A 17,522-nucleotide genomic window follows, 5' to 3' on the forward strand; every position below is an offset into this window, starting at 1 on the left:
CTCAAGAAGCCTTCGCCATGATCCTCGTCGTCGATAACTACGACAGCTTCACCTACAACCTCGTCCACTACCTCGCGGAGCTGGGCGCCCGGACGCACGTCGTCCGCAACGACGACCTGACCGTCGAAGAAGCCTGGGCGCTGAAGCCCGAGGCCGTCCTGCTGTCGCCAGGCCCCTGCGCGCCGGATCAGGCGGGCATCTGCCTGTCGCTGATCGAGACCGCCGCAGAGACCATGCCCATCCTTGGCGTCTGTCTGGGTCACCAGTCGATCGGTCAGGCCTTCGGCGGCGAGGTGGTGCGCGCCAAGACCCTGATGCACGGCAAGACCTCGCCCATCCTGCATGAAGGGCGCGGCGTGTTCGGCGGCCTGCCCTCGCCCTTCACGGCGACGCGCTATCACTCGCTGGCCGTGCGTCGTGAAAACCTGCCCGACGTGCTGGAGGTCACCGCCTGGACCGAGGACGGCGAGATCATGGGCCTGTCACACCGCACGCGGCCGATCCACGGCGTCCAGTTCCACCCGGAATCCATCGCCACCCAGCACGGCCACGCGATGATCGCCAACTTCCTCGATCTGGCGGGCGTCAAGCGCCATTCCAGCCTGAAGAATCCGGCGAGCGTGTGATGGACAGCATCAAGCCTCTGCTGGCCAAGCTGGTCGACGGACAGGTGCTGAACCTGGATGAGGCCAAGGCCTTCTTCTCCGCCTGTCTGCGCGGCGAACCGACCCCGTCACAGGTCGCCGCCGCCGTCACCGCCCTACGCATCCGGGGCGAGACGGTGGACGAGATCGTCGCCTTCGCCAGCGCCATGCGCGAGGCCGCCCGGTCGCTGGATCACCCGTTCGAACAAGTCATCGACACCTGCGGCACCGGCGGCGACGGACAGCACACCTACAACATCTCGACGGCGGCCTCCTTCGTGCTGGCGGGCGCGGGGCTGAAGGTCGCCAAGCACGGCAACCGCGCCGTCAGCTCCAAGTCCGGTTCGTCGGACGTTCTGGCCGCCCTGGGCGTCAATCTGGACGCCACGCCCGCCCAGCAGGCGCGGGCGCTGGATCAGGCGGGCATCGCCTTCCTGTTCGCCCCGACCTACCACGGGGCCATGCGCCACGTCGGGCCGATGCGCGGCGAGATCGGCTTCCGCACCGTGTTCAACCTGCTGGGGCCGCTTTGCAATCCGGCGGGCGCCACGCATCAGGTCATGGGCGTCTATGACCCCGCCCTGCTGGAGCCGCTGGCCGAGGTGCTGGGCCGACTGGGCGCCCGGCGCGCCTGGACCGTCAACGGTCAGGGTCTGGACGAACTGACCACCACAGGCCCGACCGAGGTGGCCGAATGGAAGGACGGCGCCGTGCGCCGCTTCACCGTCACGCCCGCCGACGCCGGCCTGCCGCTGGCGACGATGGACGACCTGCGCGGCGGCGACGCCGAGCACAATGCGGCGGCCCTGACCGCCCTGCTGGCGGGCGAGCGCGGGCCCTATCGCGATATCGTCCTGCTGAACGCCGCCGCCGCTCTTGTGGTGGCCGGACGGGCCGAAGACCTGAAATCGGGCGCCGAACTGGCCGCCGCCGTCATCGATGACGGCCGCGCCGCCGCCGCCCTGGCTGAACTGGTGCGTGTCTCCCACGCGCCGATCGAAGACGAGGACGCCTGATGAGCGACGTTCTGGACCGCATCGCCGCCTACAAGCGCGAGGATGTCGCCGCCCGCAAGGCCGCCGTATCGCAAGATGCCATCGAGGCCCGCGCCCGCGAGGCGTCGACCCCGCGTGGCTTCCGCGCCGCCCTGGCTGACCGCTTCGCCGAAACAAGCCGCCCGGCCCTGATCGCCGAGATCAAGAAGGCCAGCCCGTCCAAGGGCCTGATCCGCGCCGACTTCAACCCGCCCGTTCTGGCGCAGGCCTATGAGCGCGGCGGCGCATCCTGCCTGTCCGTCCTGACCGACGGCCCGAGCTTTCAGGGCGACGACGCCTATCTGGTCGCCGCGCGCGCGGCCGTCGCCCTGCCCTGCCTGCGCAAGGACTTCCTGGTCGATCCGTGGCAGGTCGCCGAGAGCCGGGCGCTGTGCGCCGACTGCATCCTGATCATCATGGACATGGTGGATGACGCCCTGGCCGCCGAGTTGCTGGCCGAAGCGACCCGCTGGGGCATGGACGCCCTGATCGAGACGCACGACGCCGACGAGATGGCGCGCGCCGCCAAGCTGGTCCAGGGCCGCGACGACGCCCTGATCGGCGTCAACAACCGCTCGCTTCGCACCTTCGAGGTCGATCTGGCGACGACCGAGCAACTGGCGGCGCTCAGCCCCGAAGGCGCCCTGCTGGTCGCCGAAAGCGGCCTGTTCACGCCGCAGGATGTGGCGCGCGTTATCACGGCTGGCGCCCGCGCCCTACTGGTGGGGGAAAGCCTGATGCGTCAGGCAGACGTGGAAGCCGCGACGCGGGCCTTGCTGGCCTAAGTCCTTCTAAAATCCGCTCATCTCGGCGGAAGCCGGGACCCAGTGCTTTGGCCACAGTCACAGCAGTAGCCAAGGGCGCTTCCAGCCCCATCAGCCGAGAACTGCGCGCGTGGTTCTTACTGGGTCCCGGCCTCCGCCGGGATGAGCGGGTAGACGGGGATCAGCCCGCCTTCGCCGCGATCACCCGCAACACGGCGTCCGCCGCCAGTTCCGACGGGTCCGGCCCGCCGCGTCCCATCAGATCCAGCGCCTCGGTCTGACGACGCGCCTGATCGGCCGCCGCCTCAGGATCGGTCAGCAGCCGCCCCACCGCCTTGGCAAGCGACTGCGGCGTCGCCTCATGCTGGATAAACTCCGGCGCGATGGCTTCATCGGCGGCGATGTTGAACAGGGTGATGTGCTTGGCCGTCACCAGCCTCTTCATCAGCGCGTAGCTCAACCCGTCGATCTTATAGGCGATGACCATCGGCGCCCCCGCCAGCGCCAGTTCGGTAGAGACCGTGCCGCTGGTGGCCAGGGCGGCGTTCGCGGCCTTCATCGCGTCGTACTTGTCAGATTCCTGCACGACATGGCCGCGGAACGGCCAGGCGGCGACGCGGCCCGCCACATCGGCGGCCACCGTGCCTGCTGCGACGACGGCCACCTCCAGCCCCGGAATCTGCGCCTTCAGCTGTTTGACCGCCTGCTCGTAGACAGGCGTCATTCGCGTGATCTCGCTGGGGCGGCTGCCCGGCAGAACCAGCAGCAACGGCGCATCCGCCGCAATGCCCCGCGTCGCGCGGAAGCGGGCGCCGTCGGCCCCTGCCATGTCGACGTGCAGCGCCTGTGAACCCACGACCGTCGTCGGCAGGCCCGCCTTCTCGAACCACGGCGCATCCAGCGCATAGAGGGCCAGCAGATGATCCACCGACCCCGCCAGCGTCTTGGCGCGGCCCGGCCGCGAGGCCCAGACCTGCGGTCCGACGTATTTGATCAGCGGCGTCTTCGGCGAAGCGGCGCGGATCGCCTGAGCCACGCGGATGGTGAAGCCCCAGCTGTCGATCAGCACCACGGCGTCCGGCTTCTCCGCTGCCGCCAGCGCCGCCGTCTCAGCCACCCGTTTCTTGACCTTGCCATAGGCCTTCAGCCCCTCGATCCAGCCCAGGATCGACAACTCGGCGATATCAAACGGGCTGGCGACGCCCTCCGCCGCCATCTTGGGGCCGCCCACGCCGACGAAGACCACGTCCTTGCCCAGCCGCGCCTTCAACGCCCGCGCCAACCCGGCGCCCAAGGCGTCGCCAGACGCCTCGGCCGCCACCAGCATGACCTTCAACGGACGGCTCATCGCGGCTCTCCCCAGACGAACAGACCCAGACGGTCGGCCGCCTCGACCAGACCCTCGTGGTCGATGACGATCAGCCGTCCCTCGAACCCGCCGATCCCGGCCAGACCCGCAGCAGCAGCCAGCTCGACCGTCGTCGGTCCGATAACGGGCATGTCGACGCGCAGATCCTGGATCGGCTTGGGCGCCTTGCCCAACGCGCCGCGCGCAAAGCCCGGCGAGCCGCGCAGGTCGGCGGGCAGGTGCGCCACGCGGCGCAGCATCTCATCAGTGCCTTCCTGCGCCTCGACCGCCAGCACCAGTCCGTCGCAGACGACCGCGCCCTGACCGATATCCAGTTCGCCTGATTTTTCAGCAACGTGCAGCGCCTTCTTCAGGTCCGCCAGTTGTTCGACCGTCGGCGTCACGCGGCCCAAGGCGCCCGCCGCCAGCATCTCGCCGCCCAGGATGTCGTCCGCCCCCTCGACGGCGAAGCCTTCGTCCTCGAACACCGACAGGATCTTGCGCAGCAGGGCGTCGTCGCCCTTTGACGCCGCCGCGATGATGCCGGGAAGCAGGGACGCCCCCTTCAGATCGGGCTTCAACGTCTTGAAATCCGGGCGGTTGACGTAGCCCGCTAGACAGACTGCGCGGCAGCCCTCGGCCCGCATGGCCTTCACGATCCTGCCGATCTCGGCCATGCCGAAGTCCTGCCCCGGCCAGCGATGCAGGTGGGCGTCGGCGAAGCCCTTCAGGCGGATGATGAAGACCTCGCGTCCCTCGGCCTCGCAGCGCTGGGCGACGCGGATAGGCAGGTCGCCCGAACCCGCGATCAGGGCCAGCTTGGGCGCGATCGTCATTCCGCGCCCGGCAGGCACAGCGGGCGCTTGCCGCCGTCACGGATGAAGGACGTGATCTCCATGATCTCGGGCAGGTCGGCATAGGCCTGTTCGACCCGGTCCAGACGCTCGGCGAAGACCCCTTCGCCCTCGAACAGGTCGCGATAGGCGGCCAACAGGCGACGCACCGCATCCTTGCCATAGCCCTTGCGCTTCAGCCCGATCAGGTTGAGGCCGTGCAAACTGGCGTGATTGCCCCAGACCGAGCCGTAGGGAATGACGTCGCGCGTCACGGCGGCCAGACCGCCGACGATAGCGCCCTGTCCCACCCGGCCGTTCTGGTGGATGGCGCACAGGCCGCCCAGAAACACTCTGTCGCCGACATGAACGTGGCCGCCCAGGGTGGCGTTGTTGGCCATGGTGACGCTGTCGCCGACCACGCAGTCGTGGCCGACGTGGGCGCCGGTCATGAACAGGTTGTTAGATCCGATGCGTGTGACGCCCGATCCCTGCGGCGTGCCCCGGTTGAAGGTGCAGTGCTCGCGGATCAGGTTGTTCTCGCCGATCTCCAGCCGTACCGGCTCGCCCTTGTAGCCGCCGTGCTGAGGGTCGCCGCCGATGATGGCGAAGGGATGGATCGTGGTGCCTGCGCCGACGCTGGCGTCCTGCTGGATCACCACATGGCTGACCAGACGAACGCCGGAGGCCAGCGTCACGCCCGGCCCCACGGTGCAGAACGGGCCGATCTCGACCCCGTCCGCCACGGTCGCCGAGGCGTCCACAACGGCGGTCGGGTGGATGGTCACTGGGCGGGCTCCGCCACGGTCACGACCATGGCCATGAACTCGGCCTCGGCCGCCAGCTTGCCGTCGATGAAGGTCTCTCCACGGAACTTATAGGCGTCGCCGCGCGCCTTGATCACCTTGACCTCCATGCGCAGCTGGTCGCCCGGACGGGCGGGCTTGCGGAAGCGCACGCCGTCGATCGACATGAACATGATGACCTTGTCGGCCACCGCGACGTCCAGCGACTTGGACATCAGCAGGGCGCCCGTCTGGGCCATGGCCTCGACGATCAGCACGCCCGGCATGACCGGATCGATCGGGAAGTGGCCGGGGAAGAAGGGCTCGTTGTGGGTGACGTTCTTGATGCCGACGATGGAGGTCGCCGCCACAAAGTCCTGCGCCTTGTCGACCAGCAGGAAGGGATAGCGGTGCGGCAGGCGACGCATCACCTCGGCGTAATCGATCGTGTTGTCTTCGCTCATTCTTTCGATTCCTTCGCGCCCTTCTTCCGGGACGCCTCTTTGGACAGCCAGACCGTCTCGCGCAAGAACTGGCGGATGGGTTTGGCGGGATAGCCGGACCAGGTCTCGCCCGGCGGAATGTCGGCCAGAACGCCTCCTCCGGCCGCGACGCGCGCGCCTTCGCCGATGGTGATGTGGTCGCCCACACCCGCCCGACCGCCGAAGATGCAGTTGTCGCCGCTGGTGACCGAGCCCGAGATGCCGGTGTGCGCCGCCATCAGATTGTTGCGGCCGATGACGCAGTTGTGGCCGATCATGACCAGATTATCGATCTTGGTGTTCTCGCCGATGACAGTGTCGTCATAGGCGCCCCGGTCGATGCAGGAGTTGGCGCCGATGGTCACCCCGTCCTGCAGGATGACGCGGCCCAGTTGCGGAATGTCCACCGGCCCAGCCTTCGACCCGGCGGCGCCGAAGCCCGCCTCGCCGATGCGCGCGCCCGCCAGCAGCTTCACCCGGTCGCCCAGCAGGGCGAAGCCGACGGTGACGCCGGGGCTGATCAGACAGTCGCGGCCGATCTGGACGCCTGGCCCGATGACGGTATTGGCGCCGATACGGCTGCCGCGCCCGATGCGGACGCCCTCGCCCAGAATGGCGCCCGGCTCGACCACGACGCTGTCGTCCTCGGCGGCCTCGGCGGCGGTGATGGCGCGATCCAGACGGATGGGTCTGTGCAGCAGGGCCGAGGCGCGCGCCCAGGCGGCCTGAGCCTCGCCCGAGACGATGACGGCGGCGTCAGCAGGCGCCGCGTCCACGGCCGACGGCGGCACGATCACGCAACCGGCCTTCGTCTGCGCCAAAGCAGCGGCGAACTTGCGGTCGCCCAGAAACGCAATCGCGCCCCGGTCCGCACTGGACAGGGGCGCGACGGCCGAGATGACGACCTCGCCGCCCCGGACCACCTCCCCGCCGATTTGCTCGGCGAGGGCGGCGACCGTCAGGGACGACAGGGTCTCGAAAAACCTCGGATCGGGCATGGCCCGCCTTAGGATTGCGGCTGGGCCGGAACCGGCATGCGATTGAAGCTCAGGGTCGGCAGTTGGGCGTTCAGGCGTTGGATAACGGTGTCGGTCACGTCCATCGACGGGTTCATGATGAAGACGCTTTCGCGGTCAATCATGATGCCGCAGCCCTTTTCCTGATAGACGGCGACCAGCAGGGGCTCGATGGCTTCCGAGATCTTACGGCGCTGTTCGGCCAGGGTGTAGCGCAGTTCGTTGTCGCGGGTGCCTTCCAGCTGTTGGGCTTCCTGGACGCGCTGTTGCAGGGCCTGACGGCGCTGGTTCATCTGGTCGGCCGGGATGGTCGAGGCGCCTTGTTGCAGGGCCTGAGCCTCGGTCTGGATGGCGGTGGCGTAAGGTTGAAGCTCGCCCTGAACTTCCTGCGCCAGCTGCTCCATGCGGGTCTGGACGGCCTGACCGGCGGTCGACTGGGCCAGAACGCGCTGGTTGAAATAGACGCAGACGCCGGGGATGGCCGGGCCAGGGTTGGCCGGGCCCTGCGACTGGGCCAGGGCGGCCGAAGCGGTCAGCGAAGCAAGGGCGAAGGCGCCGATAGCGATGAGTTTCATAATCTAAGCCTTGGTGGCGGCGGTCAGGCCGCGGTTAGAATTGGGTAGAGGTCGAGAAGCGGAAGGTCTCGGTCTTGTCGTAGTCTTCCTTGGACAGGACCTTCGACAGGTCGAAACGGATCGGCCCCATCGGCGAACGCCAGTGGATGCTGACCCCGGCCGCCGCCCGCAGGGACAGTTTATCGACAATATTCGGATTCCGCTGTCCTGTCGTCGCATCAATCAGATAGCGGTCATCCAGCTTGCCGATGGTGCCGAAGTCGGCGAACAGCGAGGTCTTTATGCCGTATTCGTCCGGCAGATAGTTCGGCACCGTCAGTTCAACCGTGCCGATGGCGTAGAAGTTGCCGCCCAGGGCGTCGGTCGTGGTCAGGTCGCGCGCGCCCATACCGGCCGTCTCGAAGCCGCGGAAGGTGTTGCCGCCCTTGAAGAAGCGGTCGTTGATGCGGATCGGGTCGCCGTTCCAGCCGCTGACGTAACCGGTCTGACCCTGAACGCTGACCACCCAGTTCGGACGGATGCCATAGTACCAGGAGGCGTCCGCCTCGGTCTTGATGTAGTTCACGTCGCCGCCGATGCCGGCGAAGTCCTGACGCAGAGAGGTGGTCCAGCCGCGCGTCGGCCGCACCGGGTCGTTCAGGCGGTTCACCATCAGCGTATAGCCCGCCGATGAGTTGAGGTACGAACCCGCCTGATCGCACAGCGCCGACGAGCCAGCGCCGACGGCGCCGCAGTAGCCGTAGGGAATGACGACTTCATCGCTCTTCAGGAAGTAGCGGGTGCTGAACGAGGCATAGCCGTTCAGCGGATAGGTGATGCGCACCCCGCCGCCGGTCGAGCGATAGTCGTAGGACGAATATTTGCTCAGGTCATAGCGCATGTGGAACAGGTCGAAGCCCGCCCGCACGTCGCGTCCCAGGAACTTCGGCTCAGTGAAGCGGAAGTCGATCTGCTGACGCAGCGAGCCCCATTCGGCGCGCGCCACGACATTCTGGCCCCGACCGCGGAAGTTCCGCTCGGTGATGCCCAGGTTCAGCACGAAGGAGTCGACCGAGCTGAAGCCCGCGCCGACCGACAGTTCGCCGGTGGGCTGCTCTTCCACGGTGACGTTGACGACCGAACGGTCCGGCGCGCTGCCGCGCGTCTCCTCGATCTTGACGTCCTTGAAGAAGCCCAGGGCGCGCAGGTTGTTGCGCGAACGCTCGACCAGCGAACGGTTGAAGGCGTCGCCCTCGCCCACCATCAGTTCGCGGCGGATGACGGTGTCCAGGGTGCGGGTGTTGCCCACCACATTGATGCGGTCGATGTAGACGCGCTGGCCTTCACGCACGTTGAAGGTGACGTTGACCGTGTCCGTTTCAGGATCGGCGCGATAGGTCGGGTTGATCTCGACGAAGGCGTAACCGGCCGAACCGGCGGCGAAGGTCAGGGTGTCGACCGCCGCCTGAATGCGATCGCTTTCGTACAGGTCGCCCTTGCGGATCGGCAGCAGCATCTGCAGGAAATCAGCGTTCAGGCGGTCGTTCTCGGTAACGACCTTGATCTCGCCGAAGTTGTAGCGATCGCCCTCGTCCACCGTCACCGTCACGCCGAAGGCGCTGTTGTCCGGCTTCAGTTCAGCAACCGACGACAGGATGCGGAAATCATAATAACCGCGGTTGGTATAGAACTTCCGCAATTGCTCGCGGTCGTAATCCAGCCGGTTCGGGTCGTAGTTGTCGTTCGAGCTGAACAGACGCCACCAGGCCGACTGCTTGGTGACCATGACCTGACGCAGGTCGCTGTCCGAAAACGCCGTATTGCCCAGGAAGGTGACGGCGGCGATGCCGGTTTCGGGCCCTTCGTCGATCTCGAACACCACGTCGACGCGGTTTTGCTCCAGCTGGACCAGCTTGGGCGTCACGGTCGCCGAGATACGGCCCGACAGGCGGTACAGTTCGACGATCTTGCCGACGTCTTCCTGAACCCGGGCGCGGGTATAGATGCCGCGCGGCTTGATGGTGACTTCGTCGGTCAGCTTCTTGATCGCCAGGGCCTTGTTACCCTCGAACGTCACCTGATTGATGATCGGGTTCTCGGCGATCTCGACGATCAGGTCGCCGTTGGCCTGAAGCCCGATCTGGACGTCGGCGAACAGGGCCGTGCGCGACAGGGTCCGCACCGCCACATCGATGGTCACGGCGTCGATGGTGTCGCCCGGCTGGATCGGCAGATAGGACAGGACCGTCGTCTGATCGATCCGCTGGTTGCCGCGCACCACGATGCGGTTGACGACGGCGCGCTCGGCTTCGGGCGCCGCCATCTGGACCTGAGGCGTCTGCGCCGCAGCCGCATCGGCCTGGGCCGGGGCTGGGGCTGGGGCCGGCGCCGCCTGCTGCGCCAGTGCGGGCTGAGCCAGACCGGCGGCGAAAGCCAGAGCCAGGGCGCTGACCCCGATAATGCGGCCGGGTGTCTGATTCATGTGGCGACTGTCGTTTTGATTCATGCGGGAAACCATCGGGGGCTGGCGTCGGCTCACGAGACGAGCCCGCCGAGGAATTTGAAGAGATTGAGCTTCTGCAGATCGTTCCAGGTCGCGAACAACATCAAACTCGCCAGCAAAGCAAGACCGACCCGGTATCCGGCTTCCTGAACCTTGGCCGCCATCGGTCGACGCGCCACGGCTTCATAAGCGTAGAACAGCAGGTGCCCTCCATCCAGAACAGGAATGGGCATGAGATTTAGAAAGCCGATTCCGACCGAAAGTATGGCGGCGAAGCTGGTCAACGTCAGCAACAGATTGCGGACGATGGCCCAGGGCTCAGGATTCGCTTCCACGGCGGCGTTGGTCAGGGCTCCGGAAGCCTTGGCGATACCCAGCGGACCGCTGAGCTGATCGCCGGATTCTCGGCCGCTGAAGATGCGTCCGATGTAGGTGAAGGTCGTATTCAGAATGGCGCCGGTTTCACGCACGCCCTGCCCCACCGCCGCAATAGGGCCATAACGGACATGACGGATTTCGCTGCGGTTCGATCCCAGCCCCAGTCCGATGCGGCCGACGCTGACGCGCCCGGCGATGCGATCCGTCTCGACACGGCGTTCGGGCGTGGCCGTCAGTTGCACCTGCTGCTCGCCGCGCTCGACGGTGAAACGCACCGGATCGCCGCTGCTCAGGGCCACGACGCGGGTCACCTCGCCGCCGTCTGCAATCAGCTTGCCGTTGACGTGGGTGATCAGGTCGCCCCGCTGGAAGCCTGCGGCAGCGGCCGGAGATCCAGCCTCAACCTGCATCACCCGCGCAGGACGCAGTTCGACGCCCACCAGGCTGAACAGCAGGGTGAAGATGAAGATGGCCAGGATGAAGTTGGCGATCGGCCCGCCCGCCACGACCAGCGCCCGCTGCCACAATGGCTTGAAATACAGATAGTCGCGCTCTGCGCCCGGCCCGTGCTCGGCGGTCACGGCCTTGCGCATGGCCTCAAGACCCGCCCGGTCCGGCACGCCCGTGGCGTCCAGATCACCGGAAAACTTCACATAGCCGCCCAGCGGCAGCCAGCCCAGACGCCATTCGACGCCGCGCCGGTCGACCCGCTGGAAAATCGCGCGGCCAAAGCCGATGGAGAAACGGTCCATCTTCACGCCAAAGGCGCGCGCTGTCAGGAAATGCCCCAGCTCATGCACCGTCACCACGACCGTGAGGACGAGCAGGAACGGCACGACATACATCAGGACCTGGCCGAAAGCGCCTAGCATACCGGTCAATGTCTCCTGCGCCCTCAGGCTGCAATGGTCAGCGAGGCGATGACGTTGCTCGCGATCCTTCGCGCCTCCGCATCGACCGCAAGGGCCGCGTCGCAGGCATCGTCAGAACCGCAAGACACGCCCGCGCCCGTCGCCTGCTCAAGGGTGTCGGCGACGACTGCGGCAATATTGAGAAAGCCCAGCCGCCGGTCAAGAAAAGCCAGGGCCGCCATTTCGTTCGCCGCGTTGAAAACGATCGGCGCCGCCCCGCCCGCCGCCAGCGCTTCACGCGCCAGACGCAGGGCCGGAAAACGCTCATGATCCGGCGCTTCAAAGGTCAACCGGCCCAGCGCCGCCAGATCCAGCCGAGGCGCGGGCCATACGATCCGGTCCGGCCACGACAGGGCGCAGGCGATCGGCGTCCTCATGTCCGGCAGCCCCATCTGGGCCAGCGTCGAACCGTCCACATATTCCACAAGGCTGTGGATGATCGATTCCGGGTGAACGACCACGTCGATCCGGTCTTCCGGCATGTCGAACAGATAGGCGGCCTCGATCAGCTCCAGCCCCTTATTGGCCATGGTGGCGCTGTCGACCGAGATCTTGGCGCCCATGCTCCAGTTCGGGTGGGCCACGGCCTGTTCGGGCGTGATGCGGGTCATGGCCGCGCGCGGCAGTGTGCGGAACGGCCCGCCCGAAGCGGTCAGCACCAGCTTTGACACCCGCTCAGGCGCATCGGCCGGAAACACCTGGAAAATGGCCGAATGTTCGGAATCGACGGGGATCAGCCGCCCCCCCGCCTGACGCACCCGCTGGATCAGCGCCGGGCCGCAGCAGACCAGGCTTTCCTTATTGGCCAGGGCCAGCGTCGCCCCCGTCCCCGCCGCCGCCCAGGCCGAGCGCAGCCCCGCCGCGCCGACGATGGAGGCCATGATCCAGTCAGCGGGCCGCACGGCCGCCTCGACGATGGCGTCCGGCCCCGCCGCCGCCTCGACCCCGGTTCCGGCCAGCGCATCGCGCAGTTCATCCAGTCGCGCCGGATCGGCCGTGACCGCGATGCGCGGGCGCCAGCGACGCGCCTGCTCGGCCAGACGGGCGATATTGGCGCCGCCGGTCAGGGCCTCGACCTCAAACCGAGCCGAGCCTGCGGCCTGCGCCTGCTCCATCAGGTCCAGCGTCGATGAGCCGACCGACCCGGTCGAGCCCAGAATGGTCACACGGCGCGCAATCATATCGTCCGCTCCAGCATCAGGACGATCAGCCGCCCGGCCGACACCACCACCACGGCGAACATCAGCCCGTCGACGCGATCCAGCAGGCCCCCGTGGCCGGGTATCAGATTGCCCGCATCCTTGACCCCGAAGCGCCGCTTCAGCGCCGATTCCCACAGGTCGCCGCCCATGGTGGCCAGCGCCGCCGTCAGGCCCAGCACGCCGCCCCAGAAGACGTTCAGACGGCCCATCTCCAGCCATGCCGCCATTCCGGCGCCCGCGATCATCCCGGCGGTCAGCCCGCCGATGAAGCCGGACCATGTCTTGTTGGGCGAAAAGCGCGGCCAGAGCTTGGGCCCGCCGACCAGGCTGCCGACCAGATAGGCCAGAATGTCCGCCGACCACGCCACGGCGAACACCATCACCGTCCAGTACAGCCCCTGAACCTCGTTCAGATCGCGCAGCCAGATCAGCAGGATGCAGGGCCAGCCGAGGTAGAGCACCCCATAGGCCGTATCCAGCATGGACTCCCCGCGCGTCCGCGCGAACAGACCCGCCGCCAGCGCGCCGAACACCATCAGCACCAGCGCCAGTGAAATCTGGCCGACGTGGGCCGCGATGACCGCCACCACCAGCGCCAGCGCCACGCCGGTTCCGACGGATCGCCACAGGCGCGGCGCGCACATCCGCGCCCACTCAAAAGCCAGCAGCACGGCCCCCAGCACCACAAGGGCGCAGAACCAGTCTCCGCCCGCCCAGGTCGCCAGCACGGCCGCCGGCGCCAGCACCAGCGCCGAGGCCGCTCTCAGGGCGATATCGCGGGGCTTCAGCGCCATATCAGCCCGCCGCCTCGCCGTAAGCCGCCGTCATCGCCTCACGCCCGCCATAGCGCCGCTCACGCGCGCCGAACTGCGAAATCGCCTCGGCCAGCGCCTCAAGGCCGTAGTCAGGCCAAAGAATATCCTGGAACACCATCTCGGCGTAGGCCGCCTCCCACAGCAGGAAGTTGGACAGGCGCTGCTCGCCCGATGTGCGCACGATCAGATCGACCGGCGGCGCCCCGGCCGTCGACAGCCCGGCGCCCAGCGTCACTTCATCCACGGCCACATCCTCGCCCATCCGGGCGCGATCGACCAGCCGTTGCGCCGCATCGACCAGGTCCGCCCGCCCGCCATAGTTGAAGGCGACCTGAAGCAGGAATTTGTCATTGTGCGCCGTCTCGGCCTCGGCACGGGCGACGATGGCGGCGATGTCGTCCGGCAGCCCCTTGCGACGGCCCAGCACCCTCACCCGCACGCCAGCCGCAGCCAGGCGTTTCAGGTCGCTGCCGACAAAGGCGCGGACCAGCCCCATCAGGTCCGACACCTCATCGGCCGGGCGGCTCCAGTTCTCGGTCGAGAAGCCGAACACCGTCAGACACTGCACGCCCAGTTCCGGCGCCGCCTTGATGGTGCGGCGCAGGGCCTGAACCCCCTCGCGGTGGCCGACGGCGCGCGGAAGGCCCCGGCGCTGCGCCCAGCGGCCGTTGCCGTCCATGATCAGGGCGACGTGACGTGGCCCCTTTGCAGGCGCCGTGGCGACGGGCTCGGCCGACATATGGGACCTTCCTGAAACAGGACTGATGATGACGTCAGACCTGCATGATCTCGACTTCCTTGGCCTTCAAGGTCTCGTCGATGCGCTTGATGGCGGCGTCGGTGTCCTTCTGGACCTCGGCTTCCATCTTCTTCTGTTCGTCCTGGCTGATGTCGCCGGCCTTTTCAGCCTTCTTCAGCTCGTCGTTGGCGTCGCGACGCACGTTGCGGACGGCGACCTTCTTGTCCTCGGCGTATTTGCCCGCCAGCTTGGCCAGATCCTTGCGGCGCTCTTCGGTCAGCGGCGGAATGGGGATGCGCAGGGTCTGGCCGTCCACGACCGGGTTCAGGCCCAGACCGGCCGAACGGATGGCCTTCTCGACGGCCACGACCATGCCCTTGTCCCAGACGCTGACCGAAATCATGCGGGGCTCAGGCACGCTGATCGCGGCGACGGCGTTCAGCGGCGAGGTCGAGCCATAGGCCTCGACCATGACCGGCTCGACCAGTCCGGCGCTGGCGCGGCCCGTGCGCAGACCGGCATAGTCGTCCTTCAGCGCGGAAACGGACTTGTCCATCCGGTCACGGAACGTCTGGAGATCGGGTTTGGCCATGACTGTGTCCTTGGTCCTGTCTTAAGTCGATGGAATGGCCGCTCAGGCGGCCTTGTTGGCGATGACGGTGAAGGTGCCTTCGCCCGTCAGCGCCTTGTGGATCGAGCCTTCCTCGCGGATCGAGAAGACCACGATCGGAATGCCGCTGTCGCGCATCAGGGCGATGGCCGAGGCGTCCATGACGCGCAGATCCTTGGCCAGAACCTCCTGATAGGTCAGGGTCTCGTAACGGGTCGCGGTCGGATCCTTCTTCGGATCGGCCGTATAGACGCCATCGACGCTGGTGCCCTTGAGCAAGGCGTCGCAGCCCATTTCGGCCGCGCGCAGGGCGGCGCCGGAATCCGTGGTGAAGAAGGGCGCGCCCACGCCCGCGGCGAAGATCACCACGCGGCCCTTTTCAAGGTGACGCAGGGCGCGGCGGCGGATGTAGGGCTCGGCGATGGCGGCCATCGGGATGGCGCTCTGGACCCGCGTGTCGACGCCGATCTTCTCCAGCGCGCCCTGCATGGCCAGGGCGTTCATGATGGTGGCCAGCATGCCCATATAGTCGGCGTTGGCGCGGTCCATGCCCTCTGCGGCCTTGGACAGGCCTCGGAAGATGTTGCCGCCGCCGATGACCAGGCAGATCTCAACACCCTGACGCGCCACGGCGGCGACTGCGGCGGCGACCACATCCACGGTCTTCATGTCGACGCCATAGGGCTGATCGCCCATCAGCACCTCGCCCGAAACCTTCAGCAGGACGCGCTTGTAACGAAACTCGGAAGGGGCGTCGGGCATGATCAGGGGTCCGGGATACAGGGGTTTGGCATCCGCGCGAAATGAATCGGCGGCTCATCATAGACGAAGGGCGCGTCAGCCTTCAAAGCCGAACGCGCCCAAACACATAATTCTCCCTCCCCTTGATGGGGAGGGAGAGGTCTTCCTTAGTTGCCGCCGGTCATCGAGGCGACTTCCGACGCGAAGTCGGGGGCGTCGGACTTTTCGACGCCTTCGCCCAGCGCCATGCGGACAAAGCCGGCCAGCTTCAGCTCGGAGCCCAGCTCCTTGCCGGTGTTGGCGACCAGTTGTTCGATGGTCACGTCCGGGTCCATGACGAACGGCTGCTTGGTCAGCACCACGTCCTTCTGGAACTTGGCGATCTGGCCCGACACGATCTTTTCGATCATGTTTTCCGGACGGCCTTCTTCCTTGGCCTTCTCGATCAGGACAGCGCGTTCCTTTTCGATCGCAGCCGGATCCAGGTCCGAGGTGTCCAGCGCCAGCGGAGCCGTGGCCGCCACGTGCATGGCGATCTTGCGGCCCACTTCACGCAGGGTTTCCTTGTCGCCCGCGCCTTCCAGAGCGACCAGCACGCCGATGCGGCCGACGCCCGGCGAAACGGCGTTGTGGACGTAGGTCGACACCACGCCTTCGCCAACCGACAGGCGAGCCGCGCGACGCAGCTGCATGTTTTCGCCGATGGTGGCGATCAGGTTGGTGACTTCGGCCTCAACGGTCTTGCCGTTTTCCAGGGTCGCGCCGTGGATGGCGTCGACGCCGTCGTGGTGCAGGCCCAGTTGAGCGAATTCCTTGGCCGCGGCCTGGAACAGGTCGTTACGGGCGACGAAGTCGGTTTCAGCGTTGAACTCGATGGCCGAGGCGACTTCGCCCTTGCCGTCTTCGCGCACGGCGACGGCCACCAGGCCCTCGGCGGCGACGCGGTCGGCCTTCTTGGCGGCCTTGGACAGACCCTTGGCGCGCAGCCAGTCGATCGCTGCTTCGATGTCGCCGTTGTTTTCAACCAGCGCCTTCTTGCAGTCCATCATGCCGACGCCCGAACGCTCGCGAAGCTCCTTCACGAGGGCGGCAGTGATCTCGGCCATGTTCTTCTCCTGAAATTCAAAATGGGCGGCCGGACTGTTTAGCCCGGCCGCATGTCAAGTTGACGTCGGTCCGGCGCGCGGCGGCGCCGGAACGTCAGTCTCAGCCCTCGACCTTCTCGGCCTCGGCGGCGACCAGCTCTTCAGCCACGCCTTCCGTGCCGGCCGGAGCGGCCTCGGCTTCAGCCTTGGGGGCCTCGGCTTCGCGCAGCATCGGCTCGACCGGAGCTTCCGAAGCGCCCAGGTCGATGCCCTGGGCGACGGCGCCGGCGGCCAGACCGTCCAGAACGGCGTCGGCGATCAGGTCGCAGTAGGTCTGGATGGCGCGGGCGGCGTCATCGTTGCCCGGCACCGGATAGGTGATGCCGTCCGGGTCCGAGTTCGTGTCCAGGATGGCGATGATCGGGATGTTCAGCTTGCGGGCTTCCTGGATCGCGATCGCTTCCTTGTTGGTGTCGATCACGAACATGATGTCCGGCACCGAACCCATGTCCTTGATGCCGCCCAGCGACAGTTCCAGACGGTCCTTCTCGCGCTGCAGGGTCAGCAGCTCTTTCTTGTTACGGCCTTCGCCGCCGGCGTCGACGATGGTTTCCAGTTCGCGCAGACGAGCGATCGAACCCGAAACGGTGCGCCAGTTGGTCAGGGTGCCGCCCAGCCAGCGGTTGTTCATGTAGTATTGGGCGCAGCGCGTGGCGGCCTGCGCGACCGGATCAGCGGCCTGGCGCTTGGTGCCGACGAACAGCACGCGACCGCCCTTGGCGGCCACGTCGCGCACGGCGACCAGGGCCTGGTGCAGCAGCGGCATCGTCTGCGACAGGTCGATGATGTGGATGTTCGAGCGCGAGCCGAAGATGTAGCGGTCCATCTTCGGGTTCCAGCGGTGCGTCTGGTGGCCGAAGTGAGCGCCGGCTTCCAGCAGCGTACGCATCGAGAATTCAGGCAGAGCCATGATCGTGTTTTCCTTTTTCCGATCAAACCTAGCGCGGGCGGTTAAAAGAATCGGCTGATCCCTCGGAACGGTGCAGGCCGGGATGTCTCCCCGGACCGCGCCACGCCC

The 17,522-nt window shown here is 67.0% G+C and carries 18 protein-coding genes; 3 read left to right on the plus strand and 15 right to left on the minus strand.

What is annotated here, in order from left to right; translation table 11 throughout:
• Window positions 1-17: 17 nt before the first annotated feature.
• The 3 genes from ABE454_RS05890 to trpC are packed head-to-tail and all read left to right on the plus strand — an operon-like array spanning window position 18 to window position 2,463.
• A complete protein-coding gene (locus ABE454_RS05890) occupies window positions 18-626 on the plus strand; it encodes an anthranilate synthase component II (protein WP_346529961.1) in 609 nt (202 codons plus the stop codon).
• Window positions 623-1,660, plus strand: coding sequence for an anthranilate phosphoribosyltransferase (gene trpD, locus ABE454_RS05895; RefSeq protein WP_346529964.1), 1,038 nt, complete (start codon window positions 623-625; stop codon window positions 1,658-1,660). Before ABE454_RS05890 ends, trpD begins: the two co-directional genes overlap by 4 nt.
• On the plus strand, window positions 1,660-2,463 hold the full coding sequence (gene trpC / locus ABE454_RS05900; RefSeq protein ID WP_346529967.1) for an indole-3-glycerol phosphate synthase TrpC: 804 nt from the start codon (window positions 1,660-1,662) through the stop codon (window positions 2,461-2,463). Before trpD ends, trpC begins: the two co-directional genes overlap by 1 nt.
• Before the next feature lie 160 nt (window positions 2,464-2,623).
• Here trpC and lpxB read toward each other — a convergent pair whose 3' ends face one another.
• From lpxB to rpsB, 15 genes are all read right to left on the minus strand, one after another.
• Window positions 2,624-3,790, minus strand: coding sequence for a lipid-A-disaccharide synthase (gene lpxB / locus ABE454_RS05905; RefSeq protein WP_346529969.1), 1,167 nt, complete (start codon window positions 3,788-3,790; stop codon window positions 2,624-2,626).
• On the minus strand, window positions 3,787-4,626 hold the full coding sequence (lpxI, locus tag ABE454_RS05910; RefSeq protein ID WP_346529971.1) for a UDP-2,3-diacylglucosamine diphosphatase: 840 nt from the start codon (window positions 4,624-4,626) through the stop codon (window positions 3,787-3,789). Before lpxI ends, lpxB begins: the two co-directional genes overlap by 4 nt.
• Complete coding sequence (lpxA, locus tag ABE454_RS05915) at window positions 4,623-5,411, minus strand: acyl-ACP--UDP-N-acetylglucosamine O-acyltransferase (protein ID WP_346529973.1); 789 nt, start codon at window positions 5,409-5,411, stop codon at window positions 4,623-4,625. The genes lpxI and lpxA overlap by 4 nt, the downstream gene beginning before the upstream one ends.
• On the minus strand, window positions 5,408-5,872 hold the full coding sequence (gene fabZ / locus ABE454_RS05920; RefSeq protein WP_003166913.1) for a 3-hydroxyacyl-ACP dehydratase FabZ: 465 nt from the start codon (window positions 5,870-5,872) through the stop codon (window positions 5,408-5,410). Before fabZ ends, lpxA begins: the two co-directional genes overlap by 4 nt.
• On the minus strand, window positions 5,869-6,888 hold the full coding sequence (gene lpxD, locus ABE454_RS05925) for a UDP-3-O-(3-hydroxymyristoyl)glucosamine N-acyltransferase (protein ID WP_346529975.1): 1,020 nt from the start codon (window positions 6,886-6,888) through the stop codon (window positions 5,869-5,871). The genes fabZ and lpxD overlap by 4 nt, the downstream gene beginning before the upstream one ends.
• Window positions 6,889-6,896: 8 nt before the next feature.
• A complete protein-coding gene (locus tag ABE454_RS05930) occupies window positions 6,897-7,481 on the minus strand; it encodes an OmpH family outer membrane protein (RefSeq protein ID WP_346529977.1) in 585 nt (194 codons plus the stop codon).
• Window positions 7,482-7,515: 34 nt separating this feature from the next.
• Window positions 7,516-9,942: an outer membrane protein assembly factor BamA gene (bamA, locus tag ABE454_RS05935; RefSeq protein WP_430825746.1), complete on the minus strand. Its 2,427-nt coding sequence runs from the start codon at window positions 9,940-9,942 to the stop codon at window positions 7,516-7,518.
• 53 nt (window positions 9,943-9,995) lie between these two features.
• A complete protein-coding gene (locus ABE454_RS05940) occupies window positions 9,996-11,213 on the minus strand; it encodes a M50 family metallopeptidase (RefSeq protein WP_346530137.1) in 1,218 nt (405 codons plus the stop codon).
• 23 nt (window positions 11,214-11,236) lie between these two features.
• Complete coding sequence (gene dxr / locus ABE454_RS05945; protein ID WP_346529979.1) at window positions 11,237-12,433, minus strand: 1-deoxy-D-xylulose-5-phosphate reductoisomerase; 1,197 nt, start codon at window positions 12,431-12,433, stop codon at window positions 11,237-11,239.
• Window positions 12,430-13,248 (minus strand): phosphatidate cytidylyltransferase, encoded by an 819-nt coding sequence (locus ABE454_RS05950; protein ID WP_346529982.1) that lies wholly within the window; start codon window positions 13,246-13,248, stop codon window positions 12,430-12,432. Before ABE454_RS05950 ends, dxr begins: the two co-directional genes overlap by 4 nt.
• 1 nt (window position 13,249) lies before the next feature.
• Entirely contained in the window at window positions 13,250-14,008 is a 759-nt protein-coding gene (gene uppS, locus ABE454_RS05955) for a polyprenyl diphosphate synthase (protein WP_346529985.1), read from the minus strand.
• Window positions 14,009-14,042: 34 nt separating this feature from the next.
• On the minus strand, window positions 14,043-14,600 hold the full coding sequence (gene frr, locus ABE454_RS05960) for a ribosome recycling factor (protein ID WP_346529987.1): 558 nt from the start codon (window positions 14,598-14,600) through the stop codon (window positions 14,043-14,045).
• 42 nt (window positions 14,601-14,642) lie between these two features.
• Window positions 14,643-15,380 carry a UMP kinase gene (pyrH, locus tag ABE454_RS05965; protein ID WP_346529990.1) on the minus strand — a complete coding sequence of 246 codons (738 nt, stop codon included), beginning with the start codon at window positions 15,378-15,380 and terminating at the stop codon, window positions 14,643-14,645.
• Between the two features lie 146 nt (window positions 15,381-15,526).
• The gene (gene tsf, locus ABE454_RS05970; RefSeq protein WP_346529993.1) at window positions 15,527-16,465 is read right to left on the minus strand and encodes a translation elongation factor Ts; all 939 of its coding nucleotides are present in this window, start codon (window positions 16,463-16,465) and stop codon (window positions 15,527-15,529) included.
• A gap of 100 nt (window positions 16,466-16,565) precedes the next feature.
• Window positions 16,566-17,414 (minus strand): 30S ribosomal protein S2, encoded by an 849-nt coding sequence (gene rpsB / locus ABE454_RS05975; protein WP_346529995.1) that lies wholly within the window; start codon window positions 17,412-17,414, stop codon window positions 16,566-16,568.
• Window positions 17,415-17,522 lie beyond the last annotated feature (108 nt).

Source organism: Brevundimonas diminuta, assembly GCF_039673845.1.
Lineage (GTDB): Bacteria > Pseudomonadota > Alphaproteobacteria > Caulobacterales > Caulobacteraceae > Brevundimonas > Brevundimonas diminuta_E.

Bases quoted from the DNA above. Each gene is read 5' to 3' on its own strand.
- tsf (WP_346529993.1), bottom strand. From the start codon at position 16,465: ATGGCCGAGATCACTGCCGCCCTCGTGAAGGAGCTTCGCGAGCGTTCG.
- lpxB (WP_346529969.1), bottom strand. From the start codon at position 3,790: ATGAGCCGTCCGTTGAAGGTCATGCTGGTGGCGGCCGAGGCGTCTGGC.
- bamA (WP_430825746.1), bottom strand. From the start codon at position 9,942: ATGAATCAGACACCCGGCCGCATTATCGGGGTCAGCGCCCTGGCTCTG.
- rpsB (WP_346529995.1), bottom strand. From the start codon at position 17,414: ATGGCTCTGCCTGAATTCTCGATGCGTACGCTGCTGGAAGCCGGCGCT.
- lpxI (WP_346529971.1), bottom strand. From the start codon at position 4,626: ATGACGATCGCGCCCAAGCTGGCCCTGATCGCGGGTTCGGGCGACCTG.
- ABE454_RS05930 (WP_346529977.1), bottom strand. From the start codon at position 7,481: ATGAAACTCATCGCTATCGGCGCCTTCGCCCTTGCTTCGCTGACCGCT.
- uppS (WP_346529985.1), bottom strand. From the start codon at position 14,008: ATGTCGGCCGAGCCCGTCGCCACGGCGCCTGCAAAGGGGCCACGTCAC.
- frr (WP_346529987.1), bottom strand. From the start codon at position 14,600: ATGGCCAAACCCGATCTCCAGACGTTCCGTGACCGGATGGACAAGTCC.
- ABE454_RS05890 (WP_346529961.1), top strand. From the start codon at position 18: ATGATCCTCGTCGTCGATAACTACGACAGCTTCACCTACAACCTCGTC.
- lpxD (WP_346529975.1), bottom strand. From the start codon at position 6,888: ATGCCCGATCCGAGGTTTTTCGAGACCCTGTCGTCCCTGACGGTCGCC.
- fabZ (WP_003166913.1), bottom strand. From the start codon at position 5,872: ATGAGCGAAGACAACACGATCGATTACGCCGAGGTGATGCGTCGCCTG.
- trpC (WP_346529967.1), top strand. From the start codon at position 1,660: ATGAGCGACGTTCTGGACCGCATCGCCGCCTACAAGCGCGAGGATGTC.
- ABE454_RS05950 (WP_346529982.1), bottom strand. From the start codon at position 13,248: ATGGCGCTGAAGCCCCGCGATATCGCCCTGAGAGCGGCCTCGGCGCTG.
- pyrH (WP_346529990.1), bottom strand. From the start codon at position 15,380: ATGCCCGACGCCCCTTCCGAGTTTCGTTACAAGCGCGTCCTGCTGAAG.
- ABE454_RS05940 (WP_346530137.1), bottom strand. From the start codon at position 11,213: ATGCTAGGCGCTTTCGGCCAGGTCCTGATGTATGTCGTGCCGTTCCTG.
- dxr (WP_346529979.1), bottom strand. From the start codon at position 12,433: ATGATTGCGCGCCGTGTGACCATTCTGGGCTCGACCGGGTCGGTCGGC.